The sequence below is a fragment of the Blastococcus sp. CCUG 61487 genome, from assembly GCF_005222955.1.
Classification (GTDB): Bacteria; Actinomycetota; Actinomycetes; order Mycobacteriales; family Geodermatophilaceae; genus Blastococcus.
Genome location: NZ_LWUA01000157.1, coordinates 53,717 through 71,761, shown reverse-complemented (window position 1 = coordinate 71,761; position 18,045 = coordinate 53,717). Strand labels below are relative to the sequence as shown.

Annotated in this window: 17 protein-coding genes; 9 read left to right on the top strand and 8 right to left on the bottom strand. The window is 74.2% G+C overall.

Features of this window, described 5'->3' with window-relative positions; all coding sequences use genetic code 11:
* Nucleotides 1-38: 38 nt before the first annotated feature.
* From A6V29_RS09220 to A6V29_RS09175, 9 genes are all read left to right on the top strand, one after another.
* The gene (locus A6V29_RS09220) at nt 39-515 is read left to right on the top strand and encodes an NUDIX hydrolase (protein ID WP_137160016.1); all 477 of its coding nucleotides are present in this window, start codon (nt 39-41) and stop codon (nt 513-515) included.
* The gene (locus tag A6V29_RS09210) at nt 512-2,902 is read left to right on the top strand and encodes a DUF6049 family protein (protein WP_170977794.1); all 2,391 of its coding nucleotides are present in this window, start codon (nt 512-514) and stop codon (nt 2,900-2,902) included. The genes A6V29_RS09220 and A6V29_RS09210 overlap by 4 nt, the downstream gene beginning before the upstream one ends.
* Nucleotides 2,899-4,875, top strand: a complete 1,977-nt coding sequence (gene murJ / locus A6V29_RS09205; RefSeq protein WP_249933134.1) for a murein biosynthesis integral membrane protein MurJ — start codon at nt 2,899-2,901, stop codon at nt 4,873-4,875. The genes A6V29_RS09210 and murJ overlap by 4 nt, the downstream gene beginning before the upstream one ends.
* 80 nt (nt 4,876-4,955) lie before the next feature.
* Entirely contained in the window at nt 4,956-6,671 is a 1,716-nt protein-coding gene (locus A6V29_RS09200; RefSeq protein WP_137160013.1) for a protein kinase family protein, read from the top strand.
* 55 nt (nt 6,672-6,726) lie between these two features.
* Entirely contained in the window at nt 6,727-7,737 is a 1,011-nt protein-coding gene (gene trxB, locus A6V29_RS09195) for a thioredoxin-disulfide reductase (RefSeq protein WP_249933133.1), read from the top strand.
* Nucleotides 7,738-7,823: 86 nt separating this feature from the next.
* Nucleotides 7,824-8,150, top strand: coding sequence for a thioredoxin (trxA, locus tag A6V29_RS09190; RefSeq protein ID WP_137160012.1), 327 nt, complete (start codon nt 7,824-7,826; stop codon nt 8,148-8,150).
* 129 nt (nt 8,151-8,279) lie between these two features.
* A complete protein-coding gene (locus A6V29_RS09185) occupies nt 8,280-9,446 on the top strand; it encodes an N-acetylmuramoyl-L-alanine amidase (protein ID WP_137160011.1) in 1,167 nt (388 codons plus the stop codon).
* Between the two features lie 180 nt (nt 9,447-9,626).
* On the top strand, nt 9,627-11,051 hold the full coding sequence (locus tag A6V29_RS09180; RefSeq protein WP_212719168.1) for an aminotransferase-like domain-containing protein: 1,425 nt from the start codon (nt 9,627-9,629) through the stop codon (nt 11,049-11,051).
* The gene (locus tag A6V29_RS09175) at nt 11,048-12,046 is read left to right on the top strand and encodes a D-alanine--D-alanine ligase family protein (RefSeq protein WP_137160010.1); all 999 of its coding nucleotides are present in this window, start codon (nt 11,048-11,050) and stop codon (nt 12,044-12,046) included. Before A6V29_RS09180 ends, A6V29_RS09175 begins: the two co-directional genes overlap by 4 nt.
* Before the next feature lie 34 nt (nt 12,047-12,080).
* Here the strand turns inward: A6V29_RS09175 and A6V29_RS09170 are convergent, their stop codons facing one another.
* The 8 genes from A6V29_RS09170 to rpmH all read right to left on the bottom strand — a co-directional run bounded on the left by A6V29_RS09170 (nt 12,081) and on the right by rpmH (nt 17,713).
* Complete coding sequence (locus A6V29_RS09170; protein WP_137160009.1) at nt 12,081-13,184, bottom strand: ParB/RepB/Spo0J family partition protein; 1,104 nt, start codon at nt 13,182-13,184, stop codon at nt 12,081-12,083.
* A 20-nt stretch (nt 13,185-13,204) separates the two neighbouring features.
* Nucleotides 13,205-14,251 (bottom strand): ParA family protein, encoded by a 1,047-nt coding sequence (locus A6V29_RS09165; protein ID WP_249933132.1) that lies wholly within the window; start codon nt 14,249-14,251, stop codon nt 13,205-13,207.
* Between the two features lie 102 nt (nt 14,252-14,353).
* On the bottom strand, nt 14,354-15,028 hold the full coding sequence (rsmG, locus tag A6V29_RS09160; protein WP_137160008.1) for a 16S rRNA (guanine(527)-N(7))-methyltransferase RsmG: 675 nt from the start codon (nt 15,026-15,028) through the stop codon (nt 14,354-14,356).
* A complete protein-coding gene (locus tag A6V29_RS09155) occupies nt 15,025-15,621 on the bottom strand; it encodes a Jag family protein (RefSeq protein WP_137160007.1) in 597 nt (198 codons plus the stop codon). The genes rsmG and A6V29_RS09155 overlap by 4 nt, the downstream gene beginning before the upstream one ends.
* Before the next feature lie 75 nt (nt 15,622-15,696).
* The gene (gene yidC / locus A6V29_RS09150) at nt 15,697-16,800 is read right to left on the bottom strand and encodes a membrane protein insertase YidC (protein WP_170977793.1); all 1,104 of its coding nucleotides are present in this window, start codon (nt 16,798-16,800) and stop codon (nt 15,697-15,699) included.
* Nucleotides 16,793-17,179: a membrane protein insertion efficiency factor YidD gene (gene yidD, locus A6V29_RS22150; protein WP_137160005.1), complete on the bottom strand. Its 387-nt coding sequence runs from the start codon at nt 17,177-17,179 to the stop codon at nt 16,793-16,795. Before yidD ends, yidC begins: the two co-directional genes overlap by 8 nt.
* Entirely contained in the window at nt 17,176-17,574 is a 399-nt protein-coding gene (rnpA, locus tag A6V29_RS09140) for a ribonuclease P protein component (RefSeq protein ID WP_137160004.1), read from the bottom strand. Before rnpA ends, yidD begins: the two co-directional genes overlap by 4 nt.
* Before the next feature lies 1 nt (nt 17,575).
* A complete protein-coding gene (gene rpmH / locus A6V29_RS09135; RefSeq protein WP_137160003.1) occupies nt 17,576-17,713 on the bottom strand; it encodes a 50S ribosomal protein L34 in 138 nt (45 codons plus the stop codon).
* Between the last annotated feature and the right edge of the window lie 332 nt (nt 17,714-18,045).

Genomic DNA, 18,045 nt, shown 5'->3' with positions numbered 1-18,045 from the left:
AGCCAGAGTAGTGCGACCTCTCGCGCTACCCTCCTGGCATGGCTGGGACGGGCGGACGAGGGCGCCCCGGCCGCCGGCTGCGTCGGGTCGACGAGACGTCCGCCGGGGGCCTGGTGGTCGCCGACGACGGCGTGGAGGGCCCGCGGGCGGCGCTGATTGGCCGCACCGATCGCCGCGGCCGCCTCCTCTGGTCGCTGCCCAAGGGGCACATCGAGGAGGGCGAGACCCCCGAGGACACCGCCGTCCGCGAGGTCGCCGAGGAGACCGGCATCATCGGCGAGATCGTCGCCCCGCTCGGCATCATCGACTTCTGGTTCGTCGCGGACGGGCGCCGCGTGCACAAGACCGTCCACCACTTCCTCCTCCGGGCCGTCGGGGGCGCGCTGTCCGACGCCGACGTCGAGGTGACCGAGGTGGCCTGGGTCCCCCTCGACGAGCTGGGCGGCCGGCTGGCCTACGCCGACGAACGGGCGCTCGTCGAGCGGGCACCCGGACTGCTGGCCGACACCGCGTGAGCCGGTCGGCTGCCGGTGGCGCCGGTGGCCGCCGCCCCGCCCACGGCCCCGTCCGGCTCGGCACCGCCTCGCTGCGTGCCGCGCTGGTCGCGCTCCTGGTGGGTTCGGTCGGTCTGCTCGCCCCCTCCGCCCAGGCGGCACCGGCCCCGCCCCAGCCCCCCGTCCTCGCCGCACCGGCCCCCGACGACACCTCCGCCGACCGCACCTCCGCCGACGACACCTCCGCCGACCGGCCCGTCCGCATCGAGGTCCGGCGGTTCGACCCCCGGACCGTCACCCCGGGGTCCCTGGTCACCGTGACCGGCGTGCTGGTCAACACCGGCAGCTCGCCCGTCACCGACCTCACCGTGCGCCTGCAGCGCGGAGAGGTGCTGGTCACCCGGGCGGAGCTCGCCGCCGCCGACGAGGACCCCGATCCCGCCACCACCGTCGTGCCGGGGTTCCAGCAGATCGAGGGCACCATCGAGCCCGGCGGGTCGCTCGAGTTCACCTACGTCGTCGACTCCGCCGAGCTGCGGCTCGACCGCGACGGCGTCTACCCGGTCCTGCTCAACGTCAACGGCACGGTGGACGGCGACACCCGACGGGTGGGTGAGCTGTCCACCTTCGTCGTCCAGCAGCCGCTCCTGCCCGTCTCCCGCACCGCGGTGGCCTGGCTGTGGCCGCTGACGGAGCGCACGCACCGCACGGCCTCGGGCGGCTTCGCCGACGACGGTCTCGCCCGCTCGATCGCGACCGACGGGCGGCTCGACCGTGCGCTCGCCGTCGTGGAGCGGCTGCCCAGCGGTACGGTCCCGACCCCGGCGGTCACCCTCGCGATCGACCCCGCGCTGGTCGAGGGGCTCCAGCTCCTGGCCTCCGGTGACGTCGACGTCCCCGGCGGCGACGGATCGGAGCGCGCGGACGCCGAGGACTTCCTCGAGCGGCTGCGCGGGGTCGCCGCCGTGCACCCCGTCGTGGCGCTCCCGTACGGCGACGTCGACCTCGACTCGCTCGACGCCGCCGGCCTGGGCGAGGTCGTCACGCGCAGCCTCCCGGGCACGCCGGCCGGGACGGCGCAGGACCCGCCCGGCTCGCCGGCGGACCCCGCCGCGGGGACCAGCGTGCCGCCGGCCGGGCAGTCCGACGCGCCGCCGAGCGACGACGCCCCCGCGCACGACGACGGCGCGGGAGCGCGCATCCTCGCCGAGGCGCTCGACGTCGATCCCCGCACCGACCTGGCCTGGGCTCCCGGCGGCGCCCTGCGCCCGGAGACGTTGTCCCGGCTGCTCGACGGCGGCGTCCAGCAGCTCGTGCTCTCCGCGGGCGGGGTCAGCACCGGCGACTCCGCGGTCGGCCTCGACGACGCCACCGCCGCCGCGGCCACCACGGTCGAGGCAGCGGGACGCTCGGTCGAGGTCCTGGTCGCCGATCCGCGGCTGACCGACGTCGTGGGGCGCAGCGAGCACACCCCCGGCGGCGCGCGCCTCGCCGAGCAGCGGTACCTGGCCGAGCTCGCCGTCCTGACCGCCCAGGCGCCCGAGGCGACCGAGCAGACGGTCCTGGTCACCGCGCCCCGCGACGTCGACGCCGGACCCGACGGGGCCGGCGCCATGATGGCGGCCACCACCTCCCTGCCGTGGCTGCGCCCGGCCGGGCTGGCCGAGCTCACCACCGGGCCCCGGACACCCGCGGGGGAGCTGATCGGACCGATCGACGAGGTCCGGCTCGACATCGCCGGCCTGACCACCGTCAGCACCGTGGTGGCCGGCCGGAACGACCTCGCCGGCGCCGTGGCCGGCGATCCGGGCACCGCCCTCCAGGAGTTCGACGCCGCGGTGGCCCGCGCCACCTCGGTCGCCTGGCACGCGGACCCGGAAGGGTTCCGCGACGCCGCCGGCGATCTCGCCGGGACCCTGCAGCGGCTCCGCGGCCAGGTCACCGTCCTGGCTCCCGCCGACGGCACCTACACGCTGGCGTCCAGCGACGCCCCGCTCGTGCTCACCGTCCGCAACGACCTGCCCTTCGCCGTCCGCGTCCTGCTGGACGTCGGCGTCCGGGGCAGCCGGGGGCTGTCCGTCGGGGACATCGGGCCCCAGGTGCTCGCCCCCGGTCAGCGGGCGACGCTGCAGGTGCCCACGTCCCTCCGCCAGTCCGGCACCTTCGCGGTGAACGCCGGCCTGACCACCCCCGCCGGCAGTCCCCTCGGCGAGCGGGTGCACATGCAGGTCCGCAGCGGCGCCTACGGCCCCATCTCGCTGATCATCACCATCGGGGCGGCCACCCTGCTCGCGCTGCTCTTCCTCCGCCGGCTGGTGAACTACCTGCTGCGCCGGCGCGCCCGCCAGAACGGCCCGCAGCCCGTCGGGCACGACACCGTGGGCCCGCCGACGCGGAGCCCGGTGTGAGCACTCCGCCCGACGACGAGCGGATCGATCCGGACCGGGAGTCCCCGGCGCCCCGGCCGCTGCCTCCGCCGCCCTACCGTGCGACGCCCCCGGCCGGCGCGCCGTTCGCCGCACCCGACGACGGCCGGCCGCCGCTGCCGCCCGTGCCGCCGCCCGTCCCGCGGACGGCGCGGCCCACCCCGCCGTCCCAGGAGCCCTCCCGGCGACCCGCGCCCGGGCCCCTGCCGCCGATGCCACCGCTGCGGCACCGCTGGGTGCCGGCCGCCGACGACACGCAGGTCCTGCCCATGCCGGTGCTGCCGCCGGTCCCGCGGGCGGCGCACGTCAGCGACGCGGAGGCCGAGGAGCGCGAGGGCGCTCCCGGCGCGAGCGGCGGCATCCTGCGCGCCGCGGGCACCATGGCCGTGGCCACGCTGGTGTCCCGGATCACCGGGCTGCTGCGGACGATGGTGCTGGCGGCCGCGCTCGGCGTCGGGCTGGTCAACGACGCCTACAACACCGCGAACACCCTGCCCAACATCGTCTACGAGCTGCTGCTCGGCGGCGTGCTGACGTCCGTCGTCGTCCCGCTGCTGGTCCACGCGCAGGAGCGCGACCGCGACGGCGGGGTCGGCTACGCCCAGCGGCTGGCGACGATCGCCGTGGCCGGGCTGGTGGTCGTCACCGCGGTGGCGGTCCTGGCGGCGCCGCTGCTGACCGCCCTCTACGGGATCACCGACGACCCCGAGCAGGTCCGGCTGGCGAACTGGCTGGCGCGGATCCTGCTGCTGGAGATCGTCTTCTACGGCATCGGCGCGCTGGCCCAGGCCATCCTCAACAGCCGCGGCGTCTTCGGGCCGCCGGCCTGGGCGCCGGTGCTGAACAACCTCGTGGTCATCGCGACCGGCGGTCTGTTCATCGCCGCCAGCGGCCCCGGCGACCTCACCCCCGTCACGATCACCTCCGGCCAGGTGTGGCTCCTCGGCATCGGCACCACGCTCGGCATCGCCGTGCAGGCGCTGGTCCTCCTGCCGCTCCTCGGTCGGGCCGGCGTCCCGGTCCGTTTCCGCTGGGGGCTGCGGGACACCGGCCTGCGCGAGGCGGGCACCCTCGGGCTGTGGGTGATCGGTTACGTGGCGATCAGCCAGGTGGGCGTCGTCGTCGCGACCCGCATCGCCAACGCGGCCGGCCGCGACGGCGGCCTCGGCTCCAGCGCCTTCGCGATCGCGAACCTGCTGTTCCAGATGCCGTACGGGATCATCGGCGTCGCGCTGCTCACGGCGCTGGTCCCCCGCATGAGCCGGGCGGCCGCCCGGTCCGACGTCGACGGCGTCGTCCGGGACCTGTCCCTGGGCACGCGGCTCTCCGCGCTCGGTCTGCTGCCGGTCACCGCGCTGCTCGTCGTCCTCGGCCCGCCCCTGGCCGTCGTCGTGTTCGGCCGTGGCAACACCTCGCTGGCCGAGGCCGAGGGGATCGGCACCGCGCTGGCCATCGGTGCGTTCGGGCTGCTGCCCATGGCGGTGACCCTGCTGCAGCTCCGGGTCTTCTACGCGATGAAGGACGCGCGCACGCCGACGCTGATCCAGCTCGGGATGGTCGCGGTCCGGGTCCCGCTGCTGCTGCTCGTCCCGGCCCTCGTCGACGCCGAGCAGGTGGTGGCCGGGCTCATGCTGGTGACCAGCCTCACCTACGTGGCCGGCTGGGTCCTGGGCGACCTCGCGCTGCGCCGGCGGCTCGGCGCGCTGAGCACCGGCGACACGCTCGCGCAGGTCGCGCGGGTGGCCGCCGTCTCCCTGGTCGCCGGTCTGGTCGGCCACCTTGTCCTGATCGTGACCGACGACCTGCTCGGATCGTCGACGGCAGGCTCGCTCGGCAAGGTCCTGCTCGGTACCGTGGTCATCGGCGCCGCGACCCTCGCAGGTCTCGTGGTCGCCCGCGTCCCGGAGATCCGCGAGCCCCTGGCAGCCGTCAGGGCGCGCGTCCGGCGCGGATGACCCGCTTCCTCCCGGGACGCGGTGCTCCTTCGGTGCGGTCGCACCGGACTCGAGAGCAGGACAGGGGGTCGACAGTGTCGATGACGTCCACGGTCGCCGGCCTCCCGGAGCGCTACCGGCCACTGGACCAGGTCGGCCCCGACGAGCACACCGCGACCGGCGTCATCCAGACCTGGCGCGCCAAGGACCGGATCCTCAACCGCGACGTCGCCGTCCGCGTGCACACCCCCGCCGGGCCGGCAGCGCACGCGTGGATCACCCGCGCGCTCACCGCGGGCGGCCTCGCCACCCCCGCGCTGGCGATGGTCTACGACGCCTCCGAGGGCAGCGGTGACCCGCAGGCGCCCGGGGGCGCCGCCTACGTCGTCAACGAGTGGATCGACGGCGAGTCCCTCTCCGACCGGCTGCTCCAGGGCCCGCTGCCCGAGCGCGAGATCCGCACCGTGCTGCGCCGGCTGGCCGAGGGCGTCGCCGAGGCGCACCGCGTCGGCCTGGCCGTCGGGGGGCTCACCCCCGAGAACGTGGTGCTGCGACCCAACGGGCTGGTCGGTCTGCGCGGCGTCCCCGCGGCCGACGGCACCGTGGACGGCGACGTCTCCGCGCTCGGCGAACTGCTGCACGTCTGCCTCACCGGGCTGCGGCCCGGCGAGCCCGAGCCGCGACCGCTGCACGGCCCCTCCGACCTCGTCGCGCTGGCCCGGCGGGCCCGCTCCACGGAGGCCGGGCAGGGCCTGTCCAGCGTGGCCGCGATGGCGGCCATCCTGGCCGAGCGCCCGCGCACCCGGCCCGCGAGCGGCGGCAGGGCCGAGCCGGGCCGTGCTGAGGAGGCCGACAACGGCTGGCTGGGCCGGCTCCGCGACCGGCGCGTGGACGAGGGCGCGGCCACGGTGAACGGCTCCGACGAGCCGAACCGGGTCGACCCGACCACCCTCCCCCCGGTGCCACCGCTGCGCTCGGCGCAGTCCGGGGACACCGTCCTGGTGGGCGGGCTGGGCGGCGACACCGTCGACGCGAGCTCGGTCGCCCCGCCCCCCGGCGCGATGCGGCCCTGGGACGGCCGGGACGGCGACGCGGGCGCCACGGTCTTCGGCGACGACCTCTATACCGGGCCCTACACCGGTCCGTACACGGACTCCACCGACGTCGCCGACGACGAGGACGGCGCCCGCCGCCGCAAGCTCGTCGTCCTGGGGCTGCCGCTGCTCGCGCTGCTGGTCGTCGTCGGCCTCGCCTGGTGGGTCGGCACCAGCCTGCTGTCGGTGGCCGGCTCCGTCGACGAGGGGTCGACGCCCACCCTCCCCGTGCCGACGCAGAGCGCGCAGGAGGAGGGCGACGCCCCGGCGGCCGGCGGCCCGGTCGAGCCGCAGAGCGCCGAGGTCTTCGACCCCGAGGGCGACGGCGAGCCGGAGAACGACCGCGACGTCCCGCTGACGTTCGACGGCGACCCCTCGACCACCTGGTCGACGCTGACCTACCGGGGCTCGCCGGCCTTCGGCAACCTCAAGCCCGGCGTCGGCGTCCTTTACGACCTGGGGGCGGTGCAGGCGCTCTCCGGCGTCACCATCGAGAGCCCGACCCCCGGCGTGACCGTGGAGATCCGGACCGGGGAGACGCCGGCCGGCAGCCTGTCGGGCTTCGACGTCGCGGCTGACGGCACCCTGGAGGGCACCACCGAGCTGCAGTTCGACGAGCCGGTCGAGGCGCAGTACGTGCTGCTGTGGATCACCGGGCTGGTGGACGGCGGCGAGGGCTTCGTCGCGCGCATCGGCGAGCTCACGGTCCAGTCGGCCGGCTGAGGGACGAGCCGCAGCCGGCCGGAATAGCCCCCCTACGATCCCGGTTGTGGCAGCCGTGAGCGACGTACCGACCCCTGGCCCCGCCGTGACGACGGGTGAGATCACCGATCCGGTCATCCCCCCTGCCGAGCAGGACGGTGTCCGCGACCTGATCATCATCGGCTCCGGCCCCGCCGGGTACACCGCGGCGATCTACGCCGCCCGCGCGAACCTCCACCCGCTGGTGTTCGAGGGTTCGCAGTTCGGTGGTGCGCTCATGACCACCACGGAGGTCGAGAACTTCCCCGGCTTCCCTGAGGGGATCCAGGGCCCGCAGCTCATGGACGACATGCGCACGCAGGCCGAGAAGTTCGGTGCCGAGCTCGTGCCCCGCGACGTCACCGAGGTGGACCTGACGGCCACCCCGAAGATCGTGAAGATCGGTGACGAGGTGCACCGGGCGCACGCCGTCATCGTCGCGACCGGGTCCAAGTACCGGTACCTGGGCCTGGAGAACGAGCAGCGGCTGCTGGGCCGCGGCGTCTCCGCCTGTGCCACCTGCGACGGCTTCTTCTTCCGCGACCAGGACATCGCGGTCGTGGGCGGCGGCGACTCCGCGATGGAGGAGGCCACCTTCCTCACCCGGTTCGCCAAGAGCGTCACCGTCGTCCACCGCCGCGAGGAGCTCCGCGCCTCGAAGATCATGCAGAAGCGGGCGCAGGACAACGAGAAGATCCGCTGGGCGCTGGGCAAGCAGGTGACCGAGGTCCACGGCGACAGCACGGTCTCCGGAGTCGAGCTCACCGACCTCAGCACCGGCACCACCGAGACGCTGCCGGTCAACGGCCTGTTCGTGGCCATCGGCCACGACCCGCGCAGCGAGCTGTTCGTCGGGCAGCTCAAACTCGACGACGCCGGCTACATCCAGGTGGAGCACCCGACCACCCGCACCAACATCGAGGGCGTCTTCGCCTGCGGCGACGTCGTCGACCACATCTACCGGCAGGCCATCACGTCGGCCGGCACCGGTGCGGCCGCCGCGATCGACGCCGAGCGCTGGCTGGCCGAGACGTTCGACGAGCGCTGAACCCGCGCCGGACGGCATAAGACAGTGGTCCCGCCCGTTGCAGCGGGCAGGACTTCGAGCAGAGTGGACGAGAGGGAGAACGACCGATGGCAGGCAACACCGTGACGGTCACCGACACCAGCTTCGCGAACGACGTGCTGGGCAGCGACAAGCCCGTGCTCGTGGACTTCTGGGCGGAGTGGTGCGGCCCCTGCAAGATGGTCGCGCCCGTGCTCGAGGAGATCGCCGCCGAGCACGGCGACAAGCTGACGATCGCCAAGCTCAACATCGACGAGAACCCGCAGATCGCCCGCGACTACCAGGTCATGTCGATCCCGACGATGACGGTGTTCCAGGGCGGCAAGCCGGTGAAGAGCATCATCGGCGCCAAGCCCAAGGGCGCCATCCTGAGCGACCTCGCCGACTTCATCTAGAACAGAGCGTCACGACGGGCCCATCCGACCAGCCGGTCGGGTGGGCCCGTTCTCGTTCGGGTTGACCCGGCTGGGAGCGGGCACTGCGAGGGGGCGACAATCAGCGACACGATGGGAGCCGACAGCCACATGCAGATCCTGCGTCTCGGAGACCGCGGCGCTGCTGTGGCCGACGTCCAGACAGCTCTGCGGAGCCTCGGCCTGCTCCCCGACGACGGCGGCACCGCGGCCCAGAAGCCACCGCACGCCATGTCCACGCTGCCCGACGGCGCGCTGGAGATCGCCCTCTACGACGAGGCGACCGAGCTGGCCGTGCGGCACTTCCAGCAGAACCGCGGGCTGTCGGTCGACGGGCGGGTGGGGGAGGAGACCTACCGGGCGCTCAACGAGGCCCGCTGGTCGCTGGGGGACCGGCTGCTCCGCTACGACCCGGAACGCCCCGTCCGCGGCGACGACGTCGTCAACCTCCAGGAGCGCCTGCACGAGCTCGGCTACGACGCCGGCCCGGTCGACGGCGTCTTCGGCCCCGGCACCGAGAACGGGCTGCGGGCCTTCCAGCGCGACTACGGGCTGACCTCCGACGGCACCTGCGGCCCGGCGACGCTACGCGCCCTGCGCCAACTGGGCCGCAAGGTCACCGGGGGCCGCCCGCAGCTGCTGCGGCAGAGCGCGTCGTTCGTGGAGAGCGGGCCGCACCTGCTCAGCCGGCGGATCGTCATCGACCCCGGCCACGGTGGCAGCGATCCCGGCATCACCTCCGGCGAGACGACCGAGGCCGACCTGGTGTTCGACCTCGCCTCCCGCATCGAGGGCCGGCTGGCCGCGGCCGGCGCCACGGTCTACCTGACCCGGGGGCGCGACCAGAACCCGACGGCGGCCGAGCGGACGGCGTTCGCCAACGACGCCCGGGCCGACCTGTTCCTCTCGCTGCACCTGGACACCCACCACTCGGAGCACGCCCGCGGCGTGGCGTGCTTCTACTACGGCACGGGCTCGGGTGCCTCCTCCACCGCCGGCGAGGAGTTCGCCGACCTCGCCCGCCGCGAGGTGGTCGCCCGCACCGGGATGCTCGACCTGGGGTCGCACCCGAAGACGTGGGATCTGCTGCGGATGACGCGGATGCCCGCCGTGCGCATGGACTGCGGGTACCTGAGCCACCCCGTCGACAGGCTGCTGCTGCTCGACGCCCGGCTGCGCGGTGCGATCGCCCAGGCGGTGCTGGCGGCCGTGCAGCGGCTGTTCCTGCCCGCCGAGGCCGACCCGCCGACGGGGACCTTCACGCTGTCCTCCCTCTGACCCGGCGGGGCGGGCCATGATCAGGTGACCTGATCCCCGCGCGTCCTCCCTCAGCGTGCACGGCCGGGGAGGACGCTCGCCGGTGAGGGAGGACGCCGCTCGACGCCGCGCGCCCGGTGTGACGAAGCGGTCCGCTCGGTGTCGCGGATCTCAGGAGGGCGCAGGCTTAGACTCCCTCGGGTGGCCACTCCTCCGTCCGGCTCGCCCGCCGGTCCCGGTCAGCCGGGGACGCACCTGACCACAGGCGCGCACCCGCACGTCGTCCCGCGGCATCCGCGGCTGGACCCGCTCGCCGACCGGTACGCAGCACGCACCCACGGCATGAAGAGCTCGGAGATCCGGGCACTGTTCTCCGTCGTCAGCCGGCCCGAGGTCGTCTCGCTGGCCGGCGGCATGCCCGCGGTCACCGCGCTGCCGCTCGACGCCGTCGGCTCGATGATCGGCGAGCTCGTCACCGGGATGGGCGCGCAGACCCTGCAGTACGGCTCCGGCCAGGGTGACCCGCGTCTGCGCGAGCGGATCTGCGACGTCATGGCGCTCGAGGGCATCACCGACGCCTCGCCCAGCGAGGTCGTGGTCACCGTCGGCTCGCAGCAGGGCCTCGACCTCGTCACCCGCGTCTTCTGCGACCCCGGGGACGTCATCCTGGCCGAGGGCCCGTCCTACGTCGGTGCCCTGGGCGTCTTCCAGGCCGCCCAGGCGCGGGTGCAGCACGTGGCCATGGACGACGACGGGCTGATCCCGGAGGCGCTGGAGGAGGCGCTGGCCGACTGCCGCGCCCGCGGCGACCGCGTCAAGTTCCTCTACACGGTGCCGAACTTCCACAACCCCGCGGGCGTGACGCTCTCCGAGGAGCGCCGCGAGCGGCTCATGGCGATCGCCGAGAAGCACGACCTGCTGATCATCGAGGACAACCCCTACGGCCTGCTCGGCTTCGAGCAGGAGCCGCTGCGCGCGCTCCGCGCCCGCAACAACCAGCGGGTCATCTACCTCGGCTCGTTCTCCAAGACGTTCTCCCCGGGCCTGCGGGTGGGCTGGGTGCTGGCACCGCTGGCCGTCCGGGAGAAGCTGGTCCTGGCCACCGAGGCGCAGGTGCTCTGCCCGCCGTCGCTGACGCAGTACGCGGTCGCGCGGTACCTGGACACCCAGCCGTGGCGCGAGCAGATCAAGATCTTCGCCGAGCTGTACCGCGAGCGCCGGGACGCCACCCTGGAGTCCCTGTCCGCCCTCATGCCCGCCGGCACCGCGTGGACCCAGCCGCGGGGCGGGTTCTACGTGTGGCTGAAGCTGCCGCACGGCCTGGACGCCAAGCTCATGCAGCCGCGGGCGGTCAACGCGCACGTCGCGTACGTGCCGGGCATCGGCTTCTTCGCCGACGGCAACGGCAGCGAGTTCATGCGGCTGTCCTACTGCTACCCCGAGCCCGACCAGATCCGTGAAGGCGTGCGCCGGCTGGCCCGCGTCATCGAGGCGGAACTGGATCTGCACTCGACCTTCGACCAGGTCGACACCGGTTCCTTCCGCGCCATCACCCCGGGCTCCGGCCACGACGCCGAGTCGATCGTGGGCCCGGCCAACAGCAACGCCTACGAGGACGGCCGATGAGCGAGACCGCGTCCACCACCGGGGAGCTGGCGGCGACGCCGCCGCACCCCCTGCACGCCGTCGTGCTGGCCGGGGGGCTGAACTTCGAGCGCGAGGTCAGCCTCTCCTCGGGCACGCAGGTGGTGGAGGAGCTCACCCGGGTCGGGCTGGACGCCGAGTTGCGCGACGCGGATGCCGAGCTGCTGCCCGGCCTGGCCGCGGCGCCCTCCGACGCCGTCTTCATCGCGCTGCACGGCGCCACGGGGGAGGACGGCGCCCTGCGGGCGGTCCTGGACCTCGCGGGCGTCCCCTACGTCGGGTCGCCGTCGTCCGCCTGCCGGCTGGCGTGGGACAAGCCGGCCGCCAAGTCCGTGGTCCGCTCCGCCGGCCTCACCACCCCGGACTGGGTCGCGCTGCCGCACAGCACGTTCCGCGAGCTCGGAGCCGGCGCCGTGCTGGACCTCATGGTGGCCCGGCTGGGCCTCCCGCTCATGGTCAAGCCGGCTTCCGGTGGGTCCGCGCTGGGCGTGCAGAAGGTGAGCCGGGTCGAGGACCTGCCGGCGGCGATGGTGAGCTGCTTCGCGTACGGCGACACCGTGATGGTCGAGCGGTACGTCGAGGGGGTCGAGGTCGCGCTGTCGGTCGTCGACCTCGGCGCCGGACCGGAGGCGCTGCCGGCCGTCGAGATCGTCCCGGAGTCCGGCGTCTTCGACTACGCGTCTCGCTACACCCCCGGCCTGACCGAGTACCACGTGCCGGCGCGGCTGAGCGAGGACGTCGCCGCCCGGGCCGCCGGTCTCGCGATCGAGGTCCACGAGGTGCTCGGGCTGCGCGACCTGTCGCGCACCGACGCGATCATCAGCCCGGACGGCGAGGTGCACTTCCTCGAGGTGAACGTCTCGCCGGGGCTGACCGAGACCTCGATGTTCCCGATGGCCGTCGAGGCAGCCGGACACGAGCTCGGCGAGGTGCTCGCCCGACTCCTGGCGCGTCGCGCCGGGAGTGCCACGGCCTAGGCCCGCTTTCGTCACGCGACGAAACCGGGCCGTATCAGGTGTCGCGACGGCCGGTGATCTCCGGCGCCATGACGCCGATGATCCGCTGCAGGTCGTCCACCGAGCCGAACTCGACGACGATCTTGCCCTTGGACCGGCCGATCTGGATCTTTACTTTGGTCTCGAACATGTCTGAGAGCCGGGACCCCAGCTCCTCGACCCCCGGGGCGCTGATGTTCCGAGTTCGCCGGCGCGGGGTCGGCTGATCGGCGGCCGCCATGGCCACCGCCTCCTCCGTCGCCCGCACCGACATGCCCTCGGCGACGATCCGGGTCGCCAGCGCGTCCTGGGCGTCGGCATCGTGGAGCCCGAGCAACGCCCGCGCGTGGCCGGCGGAGAGGACGCCGGCGGCCACCCGGGTCTGCACCTTCACCGGCAGCTTCATCAGCCGGATGGTGTTGGTGACCTGCGAGCGGCTGCGGCCGATGCGGCTGGCCAGCTCCTCGTGGGTGGCGCCGAACTCCTCCAGCAGTTGCTGGTAGGCCGCCGCCTCCTCCAGCGGGTTGAGCTGAACCCGGTGGATGTTCTCCAGGAGCGCGTCCCGCAGCATGGCGTCGTCGGTCGTGTCCCGGACGATCGCCGGGACGGCGTCCAGGCCGGCCGCCTTGGCGGCGCGCAGCCGGCGCTCGCCCATGATGAGCTCGTAGCGGACGCCGGAGTCGCCGTCCCGGGTCTCCCGGACGACGATCGGCTGGAGCAGCCCGAACTCGCGCACGCTGTGGGTGAGTTCGTCGAGGGCCTCGTCGTCGAACACCTGGCGGGGCTGCTTGGGGTTGGGGACGACGTCCTCGACCGCCACCTCGCGCAGCTGTGCGCCCGGCACGCCGAGGGCGTCTCCCGTCTCGGCGGGCCGCTCCTGCTCGGCCGACGACTCGGCCGACGACTCGGCAGCGCGCTCGGCGGGCGCCCGGTCGGCGGGTGCCTGGTCGTCCGACGTCTGCTCGGCCGGCGGCGGCACCAGGCTCACCGGCGAGGGCGGGGCGCTCGGTCCGGTCCCGGAGGTTGGGGGAGCGGTCACGGCCGGTGCGGCCGCGGCGGGAGGCGGCCCCGTCGGGATGAGAGCCGCCAGCCCACGACCCAGTCCACCGCGCTTGCTCATCGCTGCTCCTCGTTCGGCGTTCACGCCTGCTGGCCGTCCTGAGTGCCGGGTGCCGCCTGCTCGGCGACGGCGAACGCGGTCGCCGCCCCCGGTGTCACGGTGCGGTCGATCGGCGGCAGATCGACGCCGCGGCGCGCCAGTTCCCGGGCCGCTTCCACGTAGCTGGTCGACCCCCGCGAGCCCGGGTCGTAGGTCAGCACGGACTGGCCGTAGCCGGGGGCCTCGGACACTCGGACGTTCCTCGGGATCACGGCGTCGAGGACGATGTCGCCGAAGTGGTTGCGCACCTCGTCGGCGACCTGGTCGGCGAGCTTGGTCCGGCCGTCGTACATGGTCAGGAGGATCGTGCTGACGGCGATGCCCGGGTTGAGGTGCTGGCGCACCAGGTCGATGTTGTTGAGCAGCTGCCCGAGGCCCTCGAGCGCGTAGTACTCGCACTGGATCGGGATGAGCACCTCGTCCCCGGCCACGAGCGCGTTCAGCGTGAGGAGCCCGAGCGACGGCGGGCAGTCGATGAGCACGTAGTGCGGGCGCTGGTCCTCCGGCAGCGCGGCGATGTACCCCTCGATCGCCCGCCGGAGCCGGTACTCGCGCGCGACCACCGAGACCAGTTCGATCTCCGCGCCGGCGAGGTCGATCGTCGCCGGGACGCAGTGCAGGTTCGGGCTCGCGGTCGTCGGGTGCACGACCTCGGTGAGCGTGCTGTCCCCGACGAGGGCGTCGTACACCGACGGCGTACCGACCGTGTGGTCGACACCGAGCGCGGTGCTGGCGTTGCCCTGCGGGTCGAGGTCGATGACCAGGGTGCGCAGGCCGTACAGGGCCAGCGCGACGCCGAGGTTGACGGTCGACGTGGTCTTCCCGACGCCACCCTTCTGGTTGGCGACAGTCACCACCCGGATCCGGGAGGGCGCCGGGAACGGCTCCTGGTCGGCGGCGTGCAGGACGCGGGTCGCGCGCAGCGCCTCCATCGCGATCGGGCTGTCGAAATCGGCCAGCCCTCCGGCGGACGAGGACGACTGGTCAGCGGCGAGACTGCTCCGCAGCCGCTCGCCCGGGTCGGTCATCGCGGGTCCTTCCGTGGTGGCGTTTCACGTGGAACTGGCTGGGTCGCTGCACCTGTTCCACGTGGAACAGGTGCGGACCGGTGGCGGGGCCGGAGCCCTGCCTCACCGTCCTCCACGCGTCATGACCACCACGGTAGTGGCAGCGTCGCCTAGGGATGCACCGACTGCCCGCGAGTGGATGTCGCGCATGCCGGCCGCCTCCAGTTCCGGCACCAGCGAGGGGAGCTCCTGGAGCGCCCGGGCCCCGACCAGGGCCACCAATTGGGTGCCCGGCCGCAGCAACCCGCGGCACCAGCCCACCAGCCGCGGCAGCGGCGCCACGGCCCGCGCGGTGACCACGTCCACGGCGCCGACCGCCGCCGCGACGGAGCGTTCCTCGGCCCGTCCGCGGACCACCCGCCAGGGAACCCGCGCCGCGCCGGACAGTTCGGCCACCGCCTCCTGCAGGAACTCCACGCGCCGGGCCATGGGCTCGACGAGCGTCAGCGCGACGTCGGGCCGGGCCAGGCCGAGCGGGATCCCCGGCAGGCCGGCGCCGCTGCCGACGTCCACCACCCTGGCGTCCTCGGGCACCGCCTCCGCCACCGCGGCGCTGTTCAGCACGTGCCGTTCCCAGAGCCGGGGCACCTCGCGCGGGCCGATCAGGCCGCGGGCCACCCCGTCCGTCGCGAGCCTGGCGACGAACGCCTCGGCCGCGGCCAGAGCGCTCCCGAAGACCTCGCGGGCGACCGGGGGAGGCGCCGGGACGTCGGGTGCCGCGTGGGCCGGCTCGGTCACGTGTCCGGCAGGACCACGACTCGGCGGCTCGGCTCCTCGCCCTCCGACTCGCTGTGCACGCCGGCGATCCCGGCGACGACGTCGTGCACGACCTTGCGCTCGAAGGGGTTCATCGGGCTCAGCCGCTCCGGCTGCCCGCTCTCGACCACCCGGCGCGCCGTCTCGCCGGCGAGGGCGGAGAGGTCGGCCTTCCGCTTGGCCCGGAAGCCACCGATGTCGAGCATGAGCCGGCTGCGGACGCCGGTCGACTGGGCGACGGCCAGCCGGGTGAGCTCCTGGAGCGCCTCCAGCGTGGCGCCGTCGGGCCCGATCAGATCGCCGAGGCGGCCACCGACGATGGCGACGGAGGCGCGGTCGCCCTCGACGTCGAGGTCGATGTCTCCGTCCACGTCCAGAATGTCGAGGAGCCGCTCGAGGTAGTCACCGGCGACGTCGCCCTCCTGGACGAGGAGCTCCTCCCCACGAGCCACGCCCGACCCACCTGCCACCCCCGTCGCGGTGCGGGCCGGCTCGGCGTCCTCGACGAGGACGTCGTCACCGGCATCGGGAGCCGCCGGCGCGGACTCGGTGCTGGGCTGCTGCGGGGCACTCACGGAGATTCCTCCACTGTCGGTCTGGCATCCGGGTCGAGCCCGGGTCGTCTGGTCCGGACGTCGTCCGGAGGCGCCTCAACGGCGTTTGCGCTTGCCCCTGTTGGCCGGGCCCTGGCCCGCGCGGCTGCCGCCGCTGCGCGGACGGTTCTTGGCGCCGCCGGCCGGTGTCCCGGACGCGCGGTCGGACGCGCGGTCGGACGCGCCGTTGGGCGAGCCGGTCGGCGAGCCGTCGGTCGCGGAGTCGCCGGCCGCCGGGTTCCCGGTGGCCGGGGTGCTCCCCGAGGCCGCCGCAGCGGGACGTCCGGGCTTGGGCCGGACCGGCTTGGCACCCGGCTTCGGCGCCAGGGTCTTCGGGTCGATCGCGGGCTTCTCCGCGGCGGCCTTGGCCAGCGCGGCGGCCGAGCCGGGAGGCGGCATCTTGCGGAGGATGAAGAACTGCTGGCCGAACGTCCAGGCGTTGTTCGTGACCCAGTAGAGGAGCACGCCGATCGGGAAGAAGAACCCGGTGACGAAGAGGCTCAGCGGCATGCCGTAGAGCAGCACCTTCTGGATCATCGCGGCCTGGCCCTCGACCGGGCCCGAGCGCTTCATGATCTGCTTCTGCGTGAAGTACGTCGTCACGCACATGATCACGATGAGGATCACCGCGACGGTGCGGATGCTGCCCTGGGTGACCCCCGGCAGGGCGAGGAGGTCCTCGGCCTTCTGGCCGTCCATGTTGAACGACGAGGAGATCGGCGCCCCGAACAGATCGGCGCGCGCCGCCTGGTCGGTGGTCTCGTCCGACCAGCTGTAGAGGCCTTCCTTGCCCGGGGCCAACCGGCGGAGGACGTGGAAGAGCGACAGGAAGATCGGGATCTGCGGGAGGATCGGCAGGCAGCCGGCCAGCGGGTTGACCCCGCGCTCCTTCTGCAGCGCCATGATCGCCTGGCTCATGCCCTGGCGGTCACTGCCGTACTGCTTGCGCAGCTTGGCGATCTCGGGCTGGAGCTCCTGCATCGCCCGTTGCGACTTCACCTGCTTGACGAACAGCGGGAAGAGCAGCAACCGGACGGTGACCACCAGCAGCATGATCGACAGCGCCCAGGTGAGGCCACCCGCCGGGTCGAGGAAGGTGGAGAGCACGTCGTGCCACCGGGCCATCACCCAGGAGATGCCGGTGTACAGCCAGTCAAGCAACGAAGGTCTCCTCGTTCGCCCGCGGGACATCCGGCGGGGTGGCTCGGTCGGTGCGGGCAGGGGCGGACGGCGCCGGCTCGGGGCGTCCGGCCGCCCGCGGGGTCGCCCAGTCCGACGAGCCATCGTGCCCGTCGGTTCCCCGGCCGCGGGGGGCGGGCACGAGGTCGACCCCGCCGGGGTGCCACGGCGCGCACTTCAGGATGCGGCGCAGCGCCAGCCAGCTGCCGCGGGCCGCACCGTGCCGCTCGATGGCCTCGGCGGCGTACGCGCTGCAGGTCGGGTAGAAGCGGCACCGCGGAGGGAGCGCGGGGCTGATGGCGCGCGAGTAGAACGACACGACGGTGAGCAGGGCCCGCCGCACCGGGGCGCGGCCGCTCATCGCCGTCCCCCGGGCGCCAGCAGCCGGTCGAGCCCGGCGGCGAGATCGCGCCGCAGCGCCGCCGAGTCGGCGTCGGCCGCCTCGGGCCGCGCCCGCACCACGAGGTCCGCGGTGGGGGGCAGCCTGTCGTACTCGGCCCGGACGGCGGCGCGCAGCCGCCGGGTCACCCGGTGACGGACCACCGAGTTGCCGACGGTCTTGCCGACGACGAAACCGGCCCGGGCGCACGGCGGCTGCGGCCGCGGATCGTCGCCGCGCGCCGGTGTACCGCCGTCCGGCGCGGGCCGGTCGGGGAGGAGATGCAGCACCATGGTCGGCCGCCCGGCGCGTCGGCCGGACCGGACGGCCGCGGTGAAGTCCGGGCGCCGGCGCAGGCGTGCCTGCGCGGGCAACACCTCAGGCGGAGAGCTTCTCGCGGCCCTTGCGCCGGCGGCCGGCGAGGATCGCGCGGCCCGCACGGGTGCGCATGCGCAGCCGGAAGCCGTGGGTCTTGGACCGGCGACGGGTGTTCGGCTGGAACGTGCGCTTGCTCACGAGGTACTCCCACTATCACGTTCGGCGGTGCGCGCCGCCGGTGGGCGGACGCGCGAGGGGCCGGCGGAGACGACGCGAGCCGTTCCCCGAACCCCGGAAGCTGGATTCCACGGGCGTCCCTGCCACCGCCGCGCCGCACTCAGCGCGGGCATGACGACAGGATCCGTCCACGGGCTCCGGACAGCATAGCCGAGGTACGCCCGTGGCCGGCGTGCGGGCGCGAGCGGACCGATCATGATCCCGCCCATGCGCCGGGATCCCCGTGCGGCACGCCGACGCGCCCGCACGCGACCGGCACCAGCGTCGTTGCCGGGCTGTGGATGAGGCTGTTA

Coding starts and splice junctions, on each gene's coding strand:
- A6V29_RS09175 (WP_137160010.1), top strand. CDS start 11,048: ATGAGCGAGACCGCGTCCACCACCGGGGAGCTGGCGGCGACGCCGCCG.
- A6V29_RS09220 (WP_137160016.1), top strand. CDS start 39: ATGGCTGGGACGGGCGGACGAGGGCGCCCCGGCCGCCGGCTGCGTCGG.
- yidD (WP_137160005.1), bottom strand. CDS start 17,179: ATGAGCGGCCGCGCCCCGGTGCGGCGGGCCCTGCTCACCGTCGTGTCG.
- trxA (WP_137160012.1), top strand. CDS start 7,824: ATGGCAGGCAACACCGTGACGGTCACCGACACCAGCTTCGCGAACGAC.
- A6V29_RS09185 (WP_137160011.1), top strand. CDS start 8,280: ATGCAGATCCTGCGTCTCGGAGACCGCGGCGCTGCTGTGGCCGACGTC.
- A6V29_RS09200 (WP_137160013.1), top strand. CDS start 4,956: ATGACGTCCACGGTCGCCGGCCTCCCGGAGCGCTACCGGCCACTGGAC.
- A6V29_RS09170 (WP_137160009.1), bottom strand. CDS start 13,184: ATGAGCAAGCGCGGTGGACTGGGTCGTGGGCTGGCGGCTCTCATCCCG.
- A6V29_RS09165 (WP_249933132.1), bottom strand. CDS start 14,251: ATGACCGACCCGGGCGAGCGGCTGCGGAGCAGTCTCGCCGCTGACCAG.